Annotated in this window: 16 protein-coding genes; 9 read left to right on the top strand and 7 right to left on the bottom strand. The window is 70.7% G+C overall.

Features of this window, described 5'->3' with window-relative positions:
• The first annotated feature begins 89 nt into the window (after positions 1-89).
• Both BN12_RS00295 and BN12_RS25950 read left to right on the top strand, forming a co-directional pair.
• Complete coding sequence (locus BN12_RS00295; protein ID WP_048549542.1) at positions 90-1,070, top strand: C45 family autoproteolytic acyltransferase/hydolase; 981 nt, start codon at positions 90-92, stop codon at positions 1,068-1,070.
• Positions 1,071-1,103: 33 nt separating this feature from the next.
• Positions 1,104-1,370 carry a hypothetical protein gene (locus BN12_RS25950; RefSeq protein WP_235432253.1) on the top strand — a complete coding sequence of 89 codons (267 nt, stop codon included), beginning with the start codon at positions 1,104-1,106 and terminating at the stop codon, positions 1,368-1,370.
• A gap of 96 nt (positions 1,371-1,466) precedes the next feature.
• On the opposite strand, the gene BN12_RS00285 is transcribed toward BN12_RS25950, so the two are convergent.
• Both BN12_RS00285 and BN12_RS00280 read right to left on the bottom strand, forming a co-directional pair.
• Entirely contained in the window at positions 1,467-2,624 is a 1,158-nt protein-coding gene (locus BN12_RS00285) for an MBL fold metallo-hydrolase (protein ID WP_048549541.1), read from the bottom strand.
• A complete protein-coding gene (locus tag BN12_RS00280) occupies positions 2,621-3,448 on the bottom strand; it encodes a hypothetical protein (protein ID WP_048549540.1) in 828 nt (275 codons plus the stop codon). The genes BN12_RS00285 and BN12_RS00280 overlap by 4 nt, the downstream gene beginning before the upstream one ends.
• 124 nt (positions 3,449-3,572) lie before the next feature.
• On the opposite strand from BN12_RS00280, the gene BN12_RS00275 reads away from it, so the two are divergent.
• The 3 genes from BN12_RS00275 (at position 3,573) to BN12_RS00265 (ending at position 6,055) form a co-directional block, all read left to right on the top strand.
• On the top strand, positions 3,573-4,355 hold the full coding sequence (locus tag BN12_RS00275; protein WP_048549539.1) for a hypothetical protein: 783 nt from the start codon (positions 3,573-3,575) through the stop codon (positions 4,353-4,355).
• Between the two features lie 144 nt (positions 4,356-4,499).
• The gene (locus BN12_RS00270; RefSeq protein ID WP_048549538.1) at positions 4,500-4,886 is read left to right on the top strand and encodes a hypothetical protein; all 387 of its coding nucleotides are present in this window, start codon (positions 4,500-4,502) and stop codon (positions 4,884-4,886) included.
• An 80-nt stretch (positions 4,887-4,966) separates the two neighbouring features.
• Positions 4,967-6,055: a LacI family DNA-binding transcriptional regulator gene (locus BN12_RS00265; protein WP_327152418.1), complete on the top strand. Its 1,089-nt coding sequence runs from the start codon at positions 4,967-4,969 to the stop codon at positions 6,053-6,055.
• A 19-nt stretch (positions 6,056-6,074) separates the two neighbouring features.
• Here the strand turns inward: BN12_RS00265 and BN12_RS00260 are convergent, their stop codons facing one another.
• The 5 genes from BN12_RS00260 to BN12_RS00240 all read right to left on the bottom strand — a co-directional run bounded on the left by BN12_RS00260 (position 6,075) and on the right by BN12_RS00240 (position 11,502).
• Positions 6,075-7,346, bottom strand: coding sequence for a glycoside hydrolase family 32 protein (locus BN12_RS00260; protein ID WP_048549536.1), 1,272 nt, complete (start codon positions 7,344-7,346; stop codon positions 6,075-6,077).
• A gap of 11 nt (positions 7,347-7,357) precedes the next feature.
• A complete protein-coding gene (locus tag BN12_RS00255) occupies positions 7,358-8,224 on the bottom strand; it encodes a carbohydrate ABC transporter permease (protein ID WP_083454279.1) in 867 nt (288 codons plus the stop codon).
• A gap of 11 nt (positions 8,225-8,235) precedes the next feature.
• Positions 8,236-9,180: a carbohydrate ABC transporter permease gene (locus BN12_RS00250; RefSeq protein ID WP_048549535.1), complete on the bottom strand. Its 945-nt coding sequence runs from the start codon at positions 9,178-9,180 to the stop codon at positions 8,236-8,238.
• A gap of 20 nt (positions 9,181-9,200) precedes the next feature.
• Positions 9,201-10,601, bottom strand: a complete 1,401-nt coding sequence (locus tag BN12_RS00245; protein ID WP_048549534.1) for an extracellular solute-binding protein — start codon at positions 10,599-10,601, stop codon at positions 9,201-9,203.
• A 196-nt stretch (positions 10,602-10,797) separates the two neighbouring features.
• Positions 10,798-11,502 carry a GntR family transcriptional regulator gene (locus BN12_RS00240; RefSeq protein ID WP_327152414.1) on the bottom strand — a complete coding sequence of 235 codons (705 nt, stop codon included), beginning with the start codon at positions 11,500-11,502 and terminating at the stop codon, positions 10,798-10,800.
• 196 nt (positions 11,503-11,698) lie between these two features.
• Between BN12_RS00240 and BN12_RS00235 the strand changes: the two genes are divergently transcribed.
• The 4 genes from BN12_RS00235 (at position 11,699) to BN12_RS00220 (ending at position 16,279) form a co-directional block, all read left to right on the top strand.
• Positions 11,699-13,132 carry a sugar porter family MFS transporter gene (locus BN12_RS00235; RefSeq protein WP_048549533.1) on the top strand — a complete coding sequence of 478 codons (1,434 nt, stop codon included), beginning with the start codon at positions 11,699-11,701 and terminating at the stop codon, positions 13,130-13,132.
• A gap of 11 nt (positions 13,133-13,143) precedes the next feature.
• Positions 13,144-14,190 (top strand): N-acetylglucosamine kinase, encoded by a 1,047-nt coding sequence (locus BN12_RS00230; protein ID WP_157635249.1) that lies wholly within the window; start codon positions 13,144-13,146, stop codon positions 14,188-14,190.
• Positions 14,191-14,204: 14 nt separating this feature from the next.
• On the top strand, positions 14,205-15,443 hold the full coding sequence (locus BN12_RS00225) for an SIS domain-containing protein (RefSeq protein ID WP_327152410.1): 1,239 nt from the start codon (positions 14,205-14,207) through the stop codon (positions 15,441-15,443).
• 77 nt (positions 15,444-15,520) lie between these two features.
• Positions 15,521-16,279 (top strand): class I SAM-dependent methyltransferase, encoded by a 759-nt coding sequence (locus BN12_RS00220; protein WP_157635247.1) that lies wholly within the window; start codon positions 15,521-15,523, stop codon positions 16,277-16,279.
• Positions 16,280-16,310: the final 31 nt, after the last annotated feature.

Raw genomic sequence — 16,310 nt, 5'->3', positions numbered from 1 at the left:
ACGGAGGCGGTTCCCACCGCATCGCCCCCTGGTCCGCGACGTCAAGGCTGACTTGACACACCCCATCACGTCAAGGCAGGCTTGACGGCATGACGACAACCCGAACCTTCACCATGCACGGCATCAGCGAGCCGACACCGGGCCCCCGCTGGCAGGCGCTCTTCGACGCGACGTGGCCGGCGTACCGCGCGTGGTACCTCCAGAACGGCACCGACGCGCGCCCCAGCCTCGCCACCGCCACGAGCCGGCTCGAGCGGCACCTGCCGCAGCTCGTCCCGACCTTCGAACGACTCGTCCACCTCGCCGACGACGACATCGCCGCGCGGATGCTGACGATGTGGGACATGCCGACGTTCCTACCCGGCTGCACCCAAGCGGTCCACGTGCGCGAACAGCCCACTCTCGTGCGTAACTACGACTACAGCCCCGACCTGTTCGAGTGGGTCAGCTACTCCAGCGGCTTCACCGGACGCAGGGTCGTCGGCACGAGCGACTGCCTCTGGGGACTGCTCGACGGGATGAACGACGCGGGCCTCGTCGTCTCCCTCACCTTCGGCGGACGCCCCGGGTCCGAGCCGGGTTTCGGCATACCGCTCGTCGTCCGGTACCTCCTGGAGGTCTCGACCGACGTCGGCGACGCGCTCCGCCGCCTCGAGACGATCCCGGTGGCGATGGCATACAACCTCACCATCGGCGACGCCCACGGCCGGGTCGTCACCGCCTTCGTGGCTCCGGGTGAGAAGCCGCACGTGTCAACGCTTCCCGCGGCGACCAACCATCGGGGACTCGTGCCCGAGCACCCGGCCCACGCGGCGCGGTTCCGGAGTGTCGAGCGGCTCGAGCACGCCCTCACCGCCGTCACGACGGCTCCCGACACCGAGTCGGTCACGAGAGCCTTCCTCCGGAAGCCGTTGCACAACACCGCGTATGCGATGGGCTTCGGGACCGTCTACACGGCGGTCTACCGTCCGGCCGAGGGGACGCTGGAGTACCGGTGGCCCGACGCGAAGCTCGTGCGCCGGTTCGACTCGCCGGCGGACAGTATCGTGGTGCGCCTCACGGGCGACTGACGTCGCTCGCACGTCAGGCGAAGGGAGCGCGCCATGCCCGGCTCGAGCACTCCGGGGCGTGTCCCGGACCTCGCGACCCTCGACACCGCGACCCTCGGCGCGTTGGCCCGGGACGCCATGAGCGAGCTGGCCTCGCGAGGCGACGAATCGGCATTCGCCGAACTGCTGACGATGAGCGGCCACGCGGGCGTCGCCCTCGGCGAGGCGGCCCGGGGGCTCGCCGCCCGGGGATCGTGGTCGCAGGTCGCCGACCTCACCGGGACGACGAGACAGGCGGCCTGGGCGCGCTGGCGCGGTTGATGTGTCAGGGCGGTCGCTGTCGCGCTCTCGGCGTCTCGGCCCGCCATCCGCTCAGCGGGGCATTCGTCGGTCGGCCATTCGTCGGTCGGCATCCGCTCAGCGGGCGACGGCCCGCCACCACGGGTCGAGGGGAGGTGGCGCGTCGACGTCGACGCGCTCCCCCGGGCGGGGGACGACGACCCGCATACCGTCCTCGGACGTGGCAGCCAGGAGCCTCTCGACCGGCTCGTCCCAGGGATGGCCGGCCAGGCTGAAGGTGCCCCAGTGGATCGGCACCGTGATCCGCGTGCCGAGATCGCGCAGTGCGCGGGCGGCCTCCTCGGGCGTCATGTGCGCGTTGGGCCAGCCGTCGCCGTACGCGCCGATCTGCATGAGGACGACGTCGAAGGGGCCGTGCTCCGCGCCGATCCGGCGGAACTCCCCGAAGTAGCCGGTGTCGCCGGAGAAGTACACGCGGTGCTGCGGTCCGGTCATGACCCACGAGGCCCACAGCGTCCGCTTCGTGACGACGGCGCGCCCCGAGAGGTGCTGCGCCGGGGTTGCGGTGAGCCGTATGCCGGTGTCGGACGGCGTGGCCGACTCGCCCCAGTCGAGCTCGACGATCCGGCGTGCCGGGACGCCCCACCGCTCGAGGTGGGCGCCGACGCCGAGAGGCACGACGAACGGCGCCTCTTGCGTGCGCGAGAGCCCCTCGACGGTCCGCCGGTCGAGATGGTCGTAGTGGTCGTGGGAGACGACGATGGCGTCGCAGCGTGGCAGCTCGTCGAGCAGCAGCGGCATGTCGTGGAGGCGTCGTGGGCCGATCGCGGGGGACGGCGAGCACCGCTCGCTCCAGATCGGGTCGGTGAGCAGGCGTGCCCCGTCGAGCTCGACGAGACAGGTCGAGTGGCCGAGCCACGTCACGTGCAGTCGACCGTTGCCCCTCGTCTCGGTGCCGCCATGGGTCGAGCGCTCACCGCATTCGTCCGGCCGTGGCCCGGCGACCACCGGAATGGGATGAGCGGGATGCTGGGCGTCCCGGCCGACGAAGAGCCACCGCGCGGTCTCACGGACCGCGTGGAGCGGACGCCGAGGGCCGGGCAGGTTGTGGGAGCGTCCGTCGGCGCCGAAGCGGGGTGACCTGGCGATCCGGCGCCGCCGCTCACCGGTCGGGCGGGCTCCCAGCTGCCCCGGCAGCTCGCGCCCCGCCCAGACGAGCCACGCTGCCCCCGCTATGCCGGTCACCCAGCCGGCGAGCGTCCGAAGGCGTCTCATCGACCGCTCGCGGGGACCGCGGCATCCCGAACCGGGCGTACGTCGGCGTCGGTGCGCGACGGGACCCACGTCGCCCCGATCGGGCAGTCGGGGCCGTCCACGGCGAGGACGGGCGCGTCCCACGTGCCCGCGACGGCGGTGAAGGTGGACATCATCGGGTCGGTGCATCCGGTCTTCGACCACAGGTCGTCGGCACCGGCCTGACCGACCTCGACCGTGACCGGCGTGGGAGCCGTCACCGCCGGTCCCGAGGGGAGCTGGACCGGGGCGACGAGGATGGCGAGGACGATGCACAGGACGCCCAGCCCGAAGGCCCGCCGGAAGTCCTTGTACGCCACCTCGATCTCATGGAGCGCGGACCACTCGCCGATGGCGACGAGGGAGGGAACGAGGCGGTCGAGCCGCGAGTCGGGCATCGCCGGATCCGCGTCCGGAGCTTCGATGTCCTCGAGCCAGGCGTCCAGGTCGGCATAGAACGAGGGCGCACCGCCGTAGTAGGGAAGCGCCACCCCGTCGCCGATGGCCTTCCCGACCGCACCGTCAGGATCCTTGACGAGCTCGACCGGGAGACTCGGGCCGGCGCTGAGGACTCGCGCGCCCGTCGCGAGCACCCAGGCGACCGCACCGACGACCGCGGCGCCACAGAGCAGGACGAGCCAGTGACCGCCCACCCATCCGGACACGGACGATGCCGTCTGGACGCTCTGGACGACGCGTGGACCGAGCGCCACGCCGGCCGCGACGAGTGTCGCGAGCGGGACCGACGCGGCCATCCACTTCGTGGTGTCGCGGTACGCGTCACCCGCGCCCCCGTAGACGCTCATCGCATGTTCCTCACCCGATTGAGAGTTACCTAGATGGGAGGGTAATATGTACCGAGAGCACGAGGCAATATCGGGGACCGGCGGTCTGCAGGGACCGGTCCACGGGGAAGGGCGTGAGGGACAGATGGCGCAGCCGTTCGGGCCGGTGACGGTGTCTCGACTCAAGAAGGAGGCGCCGGCCGTCTTCGCCGCTCTCGACGCCGGCCGCCAGGTCCTCGTGTCCCGTCATGGGACGGTGGTCGCGCAGATCGACCCACCCGACCCGATCACCGACATGGAGGCGCTCGTCGGCTTCGCCGTCACCGGTGAGATCGAGGGCCTCAACGAGCTGACGGCCACCACGATCGGCCAAGGCTCCCCCTCGCGGATGGTGCGCTCCGCCGAGGCTGGCACTCCGGCATACGTGACGAGGGAGGGCCGCCTCGTGGGGTTCCTGCGCACCCGGGCCGTCGAGCCGTTCACGCTCGGCGCCGCCTGGGTCGAGCAACAGCTCTCCACCTACGAGCGGGACCATCCCCACGCGACGGCCGAGGAGCTCGACGAGGTCATGGACGACCTCCAGGAGCGCGCGAGCAACCCCGCGGCCGCCGTGGGTCTCCACCTCGCCGACCTGGCCCACGCCGCGCCGGGACGCGCCCGGACGCGCGTCGCCGCCCTGGAGATCGAGGTCGAGGACCTCGTCCGGTCGGGGCGGCTGTCCGATGCGGAGCGCGCCTACCGTGAGCTGTTCAGCACCGTCGGGTCGGTCGTCGACCCCACGCTGACCATCACCGTCGTGCGGGCCATCGACACGATGGGCAAGGCGTATGCCGCGCACGGCGACGACGAGAAGACGCTCACCGCCACCGCCAAGGCCCTCGAGTTCCTCTCACCCCCCGCCCCGCGGAGCGCCGAGACCGACAGCTGATCGTCGTTCGCCACGGCGTCCCGCCGCGCGACCGATACGCTCGGGCCACCCGGTATGCCGTCGCCGGGCTCATCATCGCCGCCGCGTCGCTCCAGGACTCGATCACCGCTACCGCTGGGGCCCAGGTCACGAGGAGGAGGCGTCATGGGCAAGGGCATCGTCGCCCATCGGAACCTCAGCTTCGCAGAGACCTGGAGCTACCGTCTCGAGCGGCTCGGTCAGACCTGCCCCGAGCTGGCCCAGGACGTCGCGACCCTCACGTCGGGCGGAGCCCTCGAGCACTCGGACGGGAGCCTCGAGCTCGCGTGGGACGCGAGGGACGGCGGCACCCTGTCGCTCCGCCGACCGGGTGAGCCACGGGTCGTCGACCTCACGATCATGGCCCTCGACCCGAGCCAGGTCGCCGACCCCGATCCTCGGAGTGCACGTCCGTGCCCGAGCCAATGGCGCTCGGGGAGGCGCGACCGGATCTGGGAGCTGTTCAACTGCCGGATCACCACATTCCTCTCACGTCGGGACACGCCCTCGTGACGGATCGATGCCCAACCAGGAGTGACCCGTCGCCGGCACTCCACCACCGTGGAGCATCGTGGGGTTGCACCGACTAACGTGTGGTTGTGTCCGCTCGCCCCAAAGCCTCCGATGTCGCGAAGCTCGCGGGCGTGAGCGTGACCGCGGTCTCGTTCGTCTTCAACGGCAACGACGTCGGCAACATCGCTCCCGCGACGAAGGTGCGCATCCTCGATGCGGCCAAGGAGCTCGGCTACACGCCCGACGGCGTCGCGCGCAGCCTCCGCAAGCAGAAGACGCACATGCTCGGCATCGTCACCGACGCCATCGCCTCGTCGCCCTTCGCCGGGCGGCTGCTCGCCGGCGCGATGGACGCGGCCGCCGGCCGCGGCTACGCGATGCTCGCATTCGACAGTCGCGACCACCGCGACCTCGAACAGGACGCGGTGACCGAGTTCAGCCGCCGGAAGGTGCAGGGAGTCGTCTACGCGACGATGGGCCTCCGCGAGATGAGCACCCTCCCCGAGACGACGTTGCCACTCCTGCTCGCCAACTGCACCGGCCCGGACGGCTCCCACTTCGCCGTCATCCCCGACGAGGTGAATGCCGGCCGGACGGCCGCTCGCTACCTCCTCGGCCTCGGTCATCGCCGCATCACGATGCTCAGCGGTCCCGGTCCGGGCAAGCGGATCAAGGACGGCAACATGGCCGGACCGTTGCGGGCGAAGGGGTTCCGCAACGTCCTCCGCGGGGCCGGGGTTCCGGCGACGGACTCGCCGATCGTCGGCGCCGGGTGGTCGATCGACGCCGGGCATGCCGCAGCCCTCGCCGTCCTCGGTGATGGTCCCGACGGCCAGGGCCGCGGTCGGCGACCCGTCCACCAACGGCCGACCGCCATCTTCGCCGTCAACGACCGCGTCGCCACCGGCGTGCTCCTGGCCGCCGCGAGCCTCGGGCTTCGCGTGCCCGACGACCTGTCGGTCCTCGGCCTGGACGACCAGGAGCAGCTGGCGGCGAACGTCGTCCCCTCACTGACGACGCTCGCCCTACCCCATCGTCAGATGGGGAGCCGGGCGGTGGAGATGCTCGTCGATGCCGTCGAGTCGGGAACCCGACCACCGGCGAGGGTCGAGCTGCTCCCCCTCGAGCTCATCGTGCGCGACTCGGTGGGACCGAACCCGTCAGGGTGACGCCGGCCTCCGCCGAAGCTCACCGCGCGGCACTCGGCAGACCGAGCACGGTCACGGTGACCTCGGCCCCCTCCGGCACCTCGAGCATCCAGGGCCACGCGCCGATCCCACGGATCGCGGACGGTAGGCCACCGTCCCCCGGGAAGACCTCGACGACCTCACCGTCGGTCCAGGCCGTCGTGCCGGCCACGGGCGGAACGACGATGGTGGATCCGCCCCCGTGGAGGACGATGTCACCCGCCATGTCCGTAGCGACCGAGACGACGTCGACGACGGCCGCCGCGGGCAGGGGTCGCCCCGACCCCGCCGGCACGCGGGTGGGCGGACCGGTGCGCAGTCGGTCGACCGCCGGGTCGAGCCGGGTGACGAGCGTTCCGTCGGCTCTCCGTCCGAGGCGCCGGGGGAAGGTGAGGCAGCCGGCCACCTGGTCGCCGTCGCCGGGCACGTTGTCCTGCAGGATCCACCCGAACATCAAGGGCGTCCGCTGGTCCTGGACGGCCTGCGGTGCATAGAACCACAGGCGTCCGTCGAGCCTGTCGACCGACGCCGGCGTGAATCGTGGCGCACCGTCCTCTTCGGTGACCGATCCCTCCACCGCGAGAACGGCGCCCGGGAGCCCCTCGAGCTGGAGCGAGATGATGACGACGGGCTCCTCGTCGACCCACACGACCTGCGGGCACTCCCACATGTCCGAGTCCTCCGACGACCAGAGAGGACCGTCGCCGGTCATCCAGACGTCGACGAACTCCCAGTTCTCGATGTCGTCGCACGAGTAGAGGAGCACCGCCGGGAGGTCGGCGCCGAGCCGAGCGCCGAGAATCCCCCAGCGCCGGCCCCGCCAGCTGAAGACGAACGGGTCACGCATGACGGTGACACCCGCGTCGTGGGGCGTCGTCCCCACGATGATCGGCGAGTCCCAGGTCTCCAGGTCCTCCGACCCGTAGCGCAGGCAGATCGTGCTCTCGCCCGACGCGTCGATCACGCCGGAGTATGCGACGGCGGGCCGGTCGAGGCCGGTGACGAACACCCCCGTCCAGCATCCGTACCGGTCGGGTCCACCGGGCTCCGGGCCGAACGCCACGGGGTGCTCGTGCCAGGTCACGAGGTCCTCGCTCGACACATGGCCCCAGTGGATGCGGTCGTGCACCGCGGCATACGGGTTGTGCTGGAAGAACACGTGCCACCGGCCGTTCCATCGGACGACGGCGTTCGGGTCGTTGATCCAGCCCCGCCGCGGGCGGATGTGCAGGCGCGGCGGGACGGGGCGCGGAGCCTCGTCCGACGCGGTCATCCCCATCGGGCTCACCGGTGGCTGCCCGCCGTGAGGCCCTCGCGGAGGGTCCGCTGACCGAAGATGAAGACGAACAGGGCGGGGATCATCGAGATGACGACGCCGGCGAGGATGGTCGCCACCGACCCCGTCCCCTTGTTGCCCTGCAGGGTCACGAGGCCGAGCGGCAGCGTGTAGTTCTTCTCGCTGATGAGCATGATGAGCGGCCGGAAGAACTCGTTCCAGTGGTAGTTGAACGCGAGGATCCCGACGATCGCGAGGCCCGGCGTCGCCAGGGGTGCGTACACGGAGAAGAAGGTACGCCAGGGACCGGCTCCGTCGATGGCGGCCGCCTCGCCGAGCTCGTCCGGCAGGCCGAGGAAGTACTGCCGCATGAGGAAGGTGCCGAATGCGGTGGGGATGGCGGGGAGGATGAGGGCGAGGAGGGTGTCCGACAGGCCCATCCCGCGGATGAGCATGAAGACGGGCACGATCGTCACCTGCATCGGCACCATCATCGTCGCGAGGACGAGCCCGAAGAGCAGCCCTCGCCCGCGGAACTCAATCTTCGCGAAGACGTAGCCCGCCATCGCCGCGGTGATCATCTGCCCGACGGCGCACAGGAGCGTGACGAGCGCGCTGTTGACGATGAGCAGGACCATGTCGACCTGCTGGAAGACGGCCTTGTACGACTCGAAGCTCAGGTCCTTCGGGATGAGGCTCGGCGTCGCACCGAGCGACTCGGTCGGCGGCTGGAGGGAGGTGAGGATCGTCCACACGACGGGGCCGAGGGTGAAGAGCGCGGCGATGGCGAGGAAGACGATCTTGCTCGTCGACGCGAGCCGCGCGGACAGCGGGCGCTTCGACCGTTGCTGTGCCACAAGGGTGTTGGTGGTCATGTCGAGGATCCTCAGCTGTAGAAGACGAACCGGCGGGAGAGGCGGAACTGGACGGCGGTGACGAGCATGATGAGGACGGTGAGGACGAGGCCGATCGCCGAGGCGCGCCCGAACTGCAGCTGCTGGAAGGCCGATTCGTAGATCACCATGACGGCGGTTCGGGTGGAGTCGCCAGGGCCGCCCCGGGTGAGGACGTAGGGCTGGTCGAAGATCTGCAGCGAGGCGATGATCGCCATGACGGACGCGACGAGGATCGTCGGGCTGACGAGGGGCAGCGTGATCCGGGAGAACTGGCGCCAGCCGGAGGCCCCGTCGATGGCGGCGGCCTCGTAGACCTCCCGGGGGATCGACGCGAGGCCGCCGAGGAAGAGGAGGAAGGAGAAGCCGAAGTTCTGCCAGACGTAGACGAGGATGACCATGACGATGGCGCCCGGTCCGGAGTTCAGCCACGGGACGGCCGGTATGCCGATGTGTCCGAGGAGCCAGTTGACGAGGCCGAACTGCTGGTTGAACAGGTAGGACATCATGATCGACACCGACGCTGCCGACAGGATGAGCGGGAAGAAGAACACCGACCGGAAGATCGAGCGGAGCCACCCGGGAAGCTTGCTCTGGACGAGGGCGGCGAGGCCGAGGGCGACCGACAGCTGGAGGATGACGGTCGTCACGACGAAGAGGATCGTGTTGAGGAAGGACCGCCGGACCGTGCCGTCCGCGACGATGTCGATGAAATTGCTCAGCCCGACGAACTTCGGCGACGAGATGACGTCCCACTTGAAGAAGGCGAGGACGAGCGAGCCGACGATCGGGATGAAGGTGAACAGGGCGAGCCCGCCGACCGTGGGGATGAGGAAGACGAGGGCCAGCCGGCGCTCGGAGCGCCGGGTGCGAGCCGCCGTGTCGCGGCTGGCTGACGCAGGCTCGGTGGCCTGCGGAGTTTTCGTGACGGTGGTCATGTCAGGACTCCTTGCTCCGGTCAGGCCTGGATCTTGAGGGCTTGGGTGAGGTCCCGGTCGAGCGCGCGCAGGTTGGACTGCATGGCGGACCGGCTTCCGGCGGTGACGGCGCCGGAGACGTTCTTGATGAGGGCGGTCTCGACGGCCGCCTGCTGAGGCGGGGCCGGGATGGGAGCCGACGGCAGCGTGTCGAGCGTGTCGTAGAAGACCTTCCAGTGGGCCGGTCCCTTCGCGCCGAAGAGCGCCTCGTTGCACATCGATCGACGCGTGGGCGTCGTGTTGGGCGTGGGGAAGGCGAGCTTCATCCCCTCGCGCGAGACGCAGAACTTGACCCACTCCCAGGCGTCGTCCTTGCGCTTGGAGGTCTTCATGATCGCGTAGCCGGACGAGCCGAACTGCGCCTTCTGCGACTGCATCTTCGGGAAGAACTGGACGTCGTACTCCTTGCCCGCCATCCCGGCCTCGCTGAGGCCCTCGACCCAGTAGCCGCCCGCGGGCGTCATCCCGATGCTGCCACCGGCGAACTGGGCGACGAGCTGGTTGCCACCACCCTGCGCCGGGCTCGTCCCGAGGCCTTCCCGGACGATGGTCCGCAGGACGTCGAACGACTCCTCGACCGGTGCGGCCAGCGCGTTGGAGTGCTCCCAGAGATAGCCTCCCGAGCGGCCCTTCGCCGCGGGATCGCCCGCGTAGAACCGGTTCCACAGCCAGTCGCCACCGGGGGACTTCTCCTCCGTGAGGAAGCTGGTGTTGTTGATGTAGAGCCAGGGCACCACCCCGCCCCACAGCCGGTTGGTCCAGTAGTAGGACACGAACGGCCCACCGCCGGAGGACTTCTTCATCGCCCGGGCGGTCGAGAGGAAGTCGTCGACCGTCCACGTGGAGCTCGGCAGCTCGAGTCCCGCCTTGGACAGGGTGCCGAGGTTGAAGTACATGTTCGCCGCGTTGAAGTCGATGGGCAGCTGGAAGAGGTGGCCCTTGTACATGAACGACTCGATGAGTGCGGGATGGACGTCGCTGAAGTAGTCCGACATCGCCTCCGCGTCCTTGGTGACGTAGTCGTCGAGAGGCGCGGCGAGGCGATCGGCGAACAGCTGCGCTCCCTCCGTCGCGACGACGACGACATCCGGCGGGGTGCCGGCCGCGACCATCGTGAGGATCTTGGCGAAGAAGTCCGACCAGTCGGCACCCTGGATGGCCAGGATCCGCACGGGGATGTGGGGGAACTTCGCGTTGAAGGCCTGGACGAGGCCGGCGCGCGAGGCCGCATCCTGGCTCGTGCCGAGGATCGCGACGTTGAGGGCGTCGGTTCCGCGCCCGGGGATGTCGGACCCGGTGAGGCGGGGCCAGCTCGCCGTGAGGCCGGCGACCGCGCCGACGCCGACGACCCCGAGGACGGCCCGTCGGGAGATGTCAGTCATCGTTGACTCCAAGCTAGGCTCAATGCCTAAATCGATTTAGGTACGGCGATCAGTGTGCCGACGAGAGGGTGGTTCGTCAAGTCCCCCGGACCTCCGTCGTGGAGCAGCAGGGGAAGAGCCCTCCGCGCGCATCTCGCATACCGCAACACCCCCCGCGGACCGCGGCCGCCGCGCCGGGCATCCCCCGGAAGAAGCGTCAGATGGAGGACCGGGCGACGAAGCGGAAGCGATCGCCGCGGAAGACCGAGCGCGTGTACTCGACGGGCCGGTCGTCGGTGTCGTATGCCGTGCGATGGACGACGAGCATCGGTGCCCCGACGTCGACTCCCAGGAGGGCCGCCTCGCGGGGCGAGGCGAGCCCCGTCTCGACGATGTCCTCCGCGCGAGCGAAGGAGACGCCGTATGCCTCGCGCAGCGTCTGGTAGAGAGACCCCCGCTTGTCGATCTCCTGGCGTAGCCGGGGCAGGGACCCTGCGAGGTGCGCCACCTCGGCGGCCAGCGGCTCGCCGTCGACGAGCCGGACCCGCTCCACGCGGTGGACCTTGGCGGACCCGTCGAGCGCGAGCGCCGTCCTCACCTCGCGAGTGGGCGTCACCCTGTCGACCGACACCCAGATGCTGGCAGGGTTCCGCCCCTGCGCCCGGAGGTCCTCGCTGTAGGACGTGAGCTGGTGGACGAACACCCGCTTGGGCTCGGCGACGAAGGTGCCGCTGCCCTGCGTGCGCTCGACCCGGCCCTCCGCCGCGAGCGCCGAGAGTGCCTGGCGCACCGTCGTGCGGGACGTCGCGAACCGAGTCGCGAGCTCCCGCTCGGTCTCCAGGGGCGTGCCCGGCTCGGCGTCCGCGATGAAGTCGGCGAGCTGCTCCATGACGGTGTGGTACTTCGGCTCGCGGACGATCACGGCTCTTCCTCTCTGCCCGGGCTGCGGCGGTCTACGAACCAGTCTACACATGGTCTAGACCAATCTCTTGACATCTCGATTGGTCTATGCCAATCTTCGTATTGGTTTAGACCAATCGACGGTCCGGAGGCGCCGGACCGACGACAGGAAGTCACCCAGGGAAGACCGAGTCATCCCGAGAACACGAAGGAGCGAGATGGGACTGGTCCAGGACCTCAAGGGGGCGTCGAGACTCGGCGTCCTCGTGGCCGTCGCAGCGGCGACGGTCGGCATCATCTACGGCTACGACTCGTCGAACATCGGCGGCGCGATGCTCTTCATCAGCAAGCAGTTCCACCTGTCCACCCACCAGCAGGAGTGGGTCACGACGGCCGTCGTCATCGGCGAGGTCATCGGCGCCCTCTTCGGCGGGGCGCTGTCGAACCGCCTCGGCCGCAAGAAGGTGATGGTCACCGTCGCCGCGACCTTCGCCCTCTTCTCCCTCATCTCGGCGCTCGCCTGGAGCGTCCCCAGCCTCATGACGGCGCGGTTCTTCCTCGGCCTGACGATCGGCGTCTCCGTCGTCGTCGTACCCGTCTTCGTCGCCGAGTCGGCGGCCGCGGCGATCCGCGGCGCGATGCTCGTCCTCTACCAGGTGGCGACGGTCACCGGCATCATCCTCGGCTACCTCGTCGCGTGGGCCCTCGCCGGCACCGGCAGCTGGCGCTGGATGCTCGGCGCCGCGGCGATCCCCGGCTTCCTCATCACCCTCCTGCTCCTGCGACTGCCCGACACGCCCCGGTGGTACATGATGAAGGGCCGCCGCGCCGACGCCGAGCGCGTCCTCGGCCAGATCGAGCCGACGGCCGACGTCGCCGCCGAGATCGACGCGATGGAGGCCGACCTCGCCGAGACGACCGCCAACGGCCGGTCCACCTTCGACGCCCTCAAGGAGATGTTCCGCACGCCGTACCTGCGCGCTGCGCTCTTCGTCGTCGGTCTCGGCTTCTTCGTCCAGATCACCGGCATCAACGCGATCGTCTACTACAGCCCGCGGATCTTCGAGGCGATGGGCTTCTCGGGCCACTTCGCGCTCCTCGGACTGCCCGCGCTCGTCCAGGTCGCCGGCCTCGCGGCCGTCTTCGTCTCGATGATCCTCGTCGACCGGATGGGACGTCGCCCGATCCTGCTGACCGGCATCGCCATCATGGTCCTCGCCAACGCCCTCCTCGTCCTCGTCTTCACCCAGGGATCGTCGTTCGGCGGGGCGCTCACCGCGCTGGGCTTCATCGGCCTGCTCCTCTTCACCGTCGGGTTCACCTTCGGTTTCGGCGCGCTCGTCTGGGTGTATGCCGGTGAGAGCTTCCCCGCGCACCTCCGCTCGCTCGGCTCGAGCGCCATGCTGACCTCGGACCTCGTCGCGAACGTCGTCGTCGGTCTCGTCTTCCTCTCGATGCTCCAGCAGCTCGGTGGGGCAGGGACGTTCGTCGTCTTCGGGCTCCTCGCGGTCGCCGCCTTCGCCTTCGTCGCCAAGCTCGCTCCCGAGACCAAGGGCCGTCAGCTCGAGGACATCCGGCACTACTGGGAGAACGGCGGCCGCTGGCCCGAGTCGGACGCTTCCGCCCACACGTCCCCGCTCGACGCGCAGTGACGGCGCCCACGATGCACGCCATCGGCATCGACATCGGCGGCTCGAAGACGCACGCGGTGAGCTACCGGACCCACCCCTCCGCCGGAGACGTCTCACCCGGTCGGGGACCGGCAGCCACACCCACCGCGGCCGCCCTCACCACGCCCTCCGCCACGCTCACCACCCCCGCTGGAGACGCCTCACCCGATGGGGCACCCGCATCCACGACCACCGTCGTGGCGGACTACGCCGAGTCGTATGCCGGGAGCGCCAACATCGCCTCGGTCGGCCTCGATCGGGCACGGTCCGAGCTGGACGCCGCCATCGCGGGGCTCGCGGCGCAGGGCCACGACGGGACGCCGGACGTCGTCTGCGCCGGCGCGGCCGGCGTCGACACCCCGGCGGCCGCGACCCGGCTGCGCGGTCTCATCACGGACCGCTTCCCCGGGGCGAGAGTCGTCGTCGTCCACGACACCCATCTCATCCTCGCGGCGGCCGGCCTGCGGGCGGGTATCGCCCTCATCTCCGGCACCGGATCGGTCGCCTGGGGCCGGACCGAGGACGGCCGCACCGCGCGTGCCGGTGGGTGGGGCTATCTCCTCGACGACGCGGGAAGCGGCTACGGCGTGGCCCGGGACGCGGTCCGCCATGCCCTCGGCCGCGTCGATCGCGGGCTGCCGCCGGACCCGCTCACCGCGCGTCTCGTGGCGGAGTGCGGTGCGACCGATGCGAGCGAGCTGCTCGACGTGTTCTACACGCGCGTGGAGCGCCGCTTCTGGGCGCGGCGATCCGCCGCGGTCTTCCACCTGTCGGCGCAGGGCGACCCGAGCGCACAGGTCATCGTCCGTGCCGCCGCCGATGCCCTCACGGCTCTGGTCACCCAGGTCCACACGGTCCTCGACGACCCGATGAGCCCGTCGGTCGTCCTCGGCGGTGGACTCCTCGTCCATCAGCCGGAGCTGCGGACGGCCCTCACCGCACGCCTCGCGGAGCACGGGATCACCGACCTGCGGCTCCTCGACCGGGCACCCGCCCACGGGGCCGTCCGCCTCGCCCTCGACCCCGCCATCTCGTCCTGAAGGAGACCCACGCCATGACACCCCACCCCCTCACCGATTCCTCCATCGACCCCTCCGCCACCTCGACCCCCGAGACCCCCGTCGCCCTCGGCACGACCCCGCGGGACGCCACCCCCGACCACGACAACCCCGCACCTGCCGAGTTGTCGTCGCCCGAAGCGATCGCGAACCACGACAACCCCGCACCTGCCGAGTTGTCGTCGCCCGGGCCGGGGGATCTGATGGCGGCCGAGATCCTCGAGCAGCCGACCGTCTGGCGCCGGCTCGCCTCGGCCGCCGGCCCGGACGGGGACATCGCCCGCGCGGCCGCGCTCATCCGGGCATACCGGCCTCGCTTCGTCCTCTTCGTCGCCCGGGGGACGAGCGACCACGCGGCTCTCTATGCCAAGTACCTCGTCGAGGTCGAGCACGAGCTGCCCTGCGGCCTCGTGTCCCCGTCGACGATGACAGCATACGGAGCGCGTCCCGACCTCACCGGCGTCCTCATGGTGGGGGTGAGCCAGTCGGGAGGCTCGCCGGACCTCGTCCAGGCCATGGAGGTCGCGCGGCAGCGCGGCGCCCTCACCGTCGCCGTGACGAACGACGAGACCTCGCCCCTGGCGCGCGCCGCCGAGGCCCACGTCGACGTGCTCGCCGGTCCGGAGCGGGCCGTCGCGGCGACGAAGTCGTACACGGCCCAGCTGCTCGCGCTCCACCTCCTCCTCGCCACCGTGCGGCACGGCGCCGCCCCGTCGATCGAGGCGCTCTGCGCGGCGGGCGACGAGCTCGTCGGCGCCGACGCGGACGACGCCGTCGCGGCCCTCGCCCAGCGCTACCGGTTCGCCTCGCGCCTCGTGACGACGGGCCGGGGATACTCCTACCCCACCGCTCGGGAGGCGGCCCTCAAGCTCATGGAGACGTGCTACCTCTCGGCGCAGGCCTTCTCCGGCGCCGATCTCCTCCACGGGCCGCTGGCCATGATCGACCCGACCGTGCCGGTCCTCGCCATCGCCTCCGCAGGGGTGGGTGGCGAGGCGATGGGCAGCGTCTTCCCCCGTCTCGCCGAGCAGGGGGCCGACGTCATGTGCGTCGGCACACCCGCCGTCGTCGCGACGGCCGATCACGGGATCGCCCTCCCCGGCGGCCTGCCCGAGGCGCTGTCGCCGCTCCTGGAGATCATCCCCTTCCAGCAGCTGGCGCGACACCTGGCGCTCGCCCGCGGCGGGAACCCGGATGCGCCCCGCGGGCTCCGCAAGGTCACCGAGACGCTCTGACCGGGCATCGACCCGGCTGCGTCGTCCACCGCCCGGTGGATGTCGCAGCCGGGTCGGCCGGGCGTACCGTCGCCACCATGACGTCGACGGACCAGGCGCTTCCGGCACGCCCCGCAGGTGACTACGGCACGGACGCGCCGTGGGTGCCCTGGGTCTGGCTCGGCTTCGGAGCCCTCTACCTCGTGATCGCCGTCCTCACGACGCTCGGGCATGCTCCCGGCGGGACGGTCCTCACCTTCCTCGTCCTCGGCCTCTGCTTCGTGGCCGGGGGCCTGCTCTACGTCCACTCGACGAAGCGGGGGAAGTTCGAGGTCTGGGCCGAGCTGCTCGCCGGTCTGGGCGACCCACCGCCTCGATCGGTCCTCGACATCGGCTGCGGCCGAGGCGCCGTGGCGATCGCGGCAGCCCTGCGGTTCCCGGATGCCGAGGTGACCGGCGTCGATCTCTGGCGATCGGTCGACCAGTCCGGCAACGACCCGTCCGCCACCGAGGCGAACGCCCGCGCGAACGGCGTCGCCGACCGGCTCACCCTCCTCACGGCCGACATGACCGACCTGCCGTTCCCCGACGGGTCCTTCGACCTGGTGACGGCGAGCCTGTCCATCCACAACGTCAAGCCGGCGGCGGCCCGCGCGCGAGCGGTCACCGAGGCCTGGCGCTGCCTCGCCCCGGGCGGACGGCTCGTCATCGTCGACCTGCCGAGGATCCGTGAGTATGCCGTGACGCTGGGCGAGCTGTCCGGCTCGCCGGTCCGCCCTCGCGGTATCGGCTGGCGGATGTGGTGGTCCGGGCCGTGGATGCGGTCCCAGGTCCTCGACGTGACCAAGGTGTCGTAGGCTCCGCTCACGGCCCACGGCGGACGCCCGC

Origin of the sequence: Nostocoides japonicum T1-X7, from assembly GCF_001046855.1 — a bacterium.
In the GTDB taxonomy this organism is placed as follows: domain Bacteria; phylum Actinomycetota; class Actinomycetes; order Actinomycetales; family Dermatophilaceae; genus Nostocoides; species Nostocoides japonicum.
The sequence above is the reverse complement of the archived record's forward strand: the minus strand, read 5'-3'. Positions and strand labels throughout refer to the sequence as shown.